The following is a 1,818-nucleotide window of genomic DNA, read 5'->3' as shown; positions in this document are numbered from 1 at the left end:
TAAGAGACAGCTTAGCCCCCTCATCACTTGCGGGGAGGGGGTTGGGGGCGGGGTTCTTGTTCCGGGTTTGATGACAATTTGCTGTAATTCTCACCAAGTGTCTATTGATAATCATAAGTAATGAATTATACATTATCCAGGATCATGCTTATCTCTCCAGCTTTTTCCTGTAAATCTAAATCTTGATAGATTTGCAAACTCTGAGTTAAAAACTGATGAGCAATAACTTGATTATCAGGCTGATTTTGCTGTGTCCGTTTCAGGTAAATTTTCCCTAACAGCTTGTATGCTGAAGCTGTCAATTTTTGGCGGTTGTAATCTTGAAAGACTTGTAAACATTCTTGAGCCATTTCTTCGCTCCGGTCAAGATTTTCTAGAACTTCTACCTCCAAGTAAACACGAGCTATATCTAAAGCTTCTTCGGCTTTATCTACTATTTGTCCCAGTTCATCAAAATATGTGAAGCCTTTGTGATAGTATTCCTCAAATAAACCAATTTTTCCTGGTATTAAAGAGTTATCAACAGGTAAAAGATGTAAATGTGCTGAGTAAAGTAAACTGAGTTTAGTGTAATCGTAAGCAAGATTTTCTTGATATTGTCCTAGAGTATTGATTTCTATAGCTTCGTGGATATTTTTCTCAGCTTGTTTCAGTAATTCAGTAACTTCTGTTGTGTTTGCGGTATTTTTGGCTAATAAAACTTGACAGTAAGCAAGTCGTCGCAACCGTATAGCTACATTCTCATCCTTACCTAATTGTTGATAAAGTTCCCGACTTTGTTCGTAGTAACTGATTGCTTGTTCGTATTTACCCCAACCTTGATAAATCCTTCCTAGCTGGAAATAAGCAAGAGCAATTCTATCTTGGTCATTCAACTGCTGACAAATAGCTAAATCTTGGTTTTCACAATCAACAGCTTGCTGATATTTTCCCCATTCTCTATAGCAATCAGCTAGGTTATACCACTGATTAGCGACATTTTTCTCTTTATCTAATTGTTGATAAAGTTCCCGACTTTGTTCGTAGTAACTGATTGCCTGTTCGTATTTACCCCAACCTTGATAAATCCTTCCTAGCTGATAGTAAGCAAGAGCAATTCTATCTTGGTCATCCAACTGCTGACGAATAGCTAAATCTTGATTTTCACAATCAACAGCTTGTTGATATTTTCCCCATTCTCTATAGCAATCAGCCATCCAATACCACAAATCAGCGACATTTTTCTCTTTATCTAATTGTTGATAAAGTTCCCGACTTTGTTCGTAGTAACTGATTGCTTGTTCGTATTTACCCCAACCTTGATAAATCCTTCCTAGCTGGAAATAAGCAAGAGCAATTCTATCTTGGTCATTCAACTGCTGACAAATAGCTAAATCTTGGTTTTCACAATCAACAGCTTGCTGATATTTTCCCCATTCTCTATAGCAATCAGCTAGGTTATACCACTGATTAGCGACATTTTTCTCTTTATCTAATTGTTGATAAAGTTCCCGACTTTGTTCGTAGTAACTGATTGCCTGTTCGTATTTACCCCAACCTTGATAAATCCTTCCTAGCTGATAGTAAGCAAGAGCAATTCTATCTTGGTCATTCAACTGCTGACGAATAGCTAAATCTTGATTTTCACAATCAACAGCTTGTTGATATTTTCCCCATTCTCTATAGCAATCAGCCATCCAATACCACTAATCAGCGACATTTTTCTCTTTATCTAATTGTTGATAAAGTTCCCGACTTTGTTCGTAGTAACTGATTGCCTGTTCGTATTTACCCCAACCTTGATAAATCCTTCCTAGCTGATAGTAAGCAAGAGCAATT

The 1,818-nt window shown here is 37.2% G+C and carries 2 protein-coding genes; both read right to left on the bottom strand.

The window, feature by feature from the left end; all coding sequences use genetic code 11:
• Positions 1-125: 125 nt before the first annotated feature.
• Positions 126-1,676: a tetratricopeptide repeat protein gene (locus IQ226_RS24695; protein WP_228039676.1), complete on the bottom strand. Its 1,551-nt coding sequence runs from the start codon at positions 1,674-1,676 to the stop codon at positions 126-128.
• A gap of 9 nt (positions 1,677-1,685) precedes the next feature.
• Positions 1,686-1,817, bottom strand: a complete 132-nt coding sequence (locus IQ226_RS25500; protein ID WP_370567232.1) for a tetratricopeptide repeat protein — start codon at positions 1,815-1,817, stop codon at positions 1,686-1,688.
• Position 1,818: the final 1 nt, after the last annotated feature.

It is taken from the genome of Dolichospermum sp. LEGE 00240 (assembly GCF_015207875.1).
GTDB classification, from domain to species: domain Bacteria; phylum Cyanobacteriota; class Cyanobacteriia; order Cyanobacteriales; family Nostocaceae; genus Dolichospermum; species Dolichospermum gracile.
The sequence above is the reverse complement of the archived record's forward strand: the minus strand, read 5'-3'. Positions and strand labels throughout refer to the sequence as shown.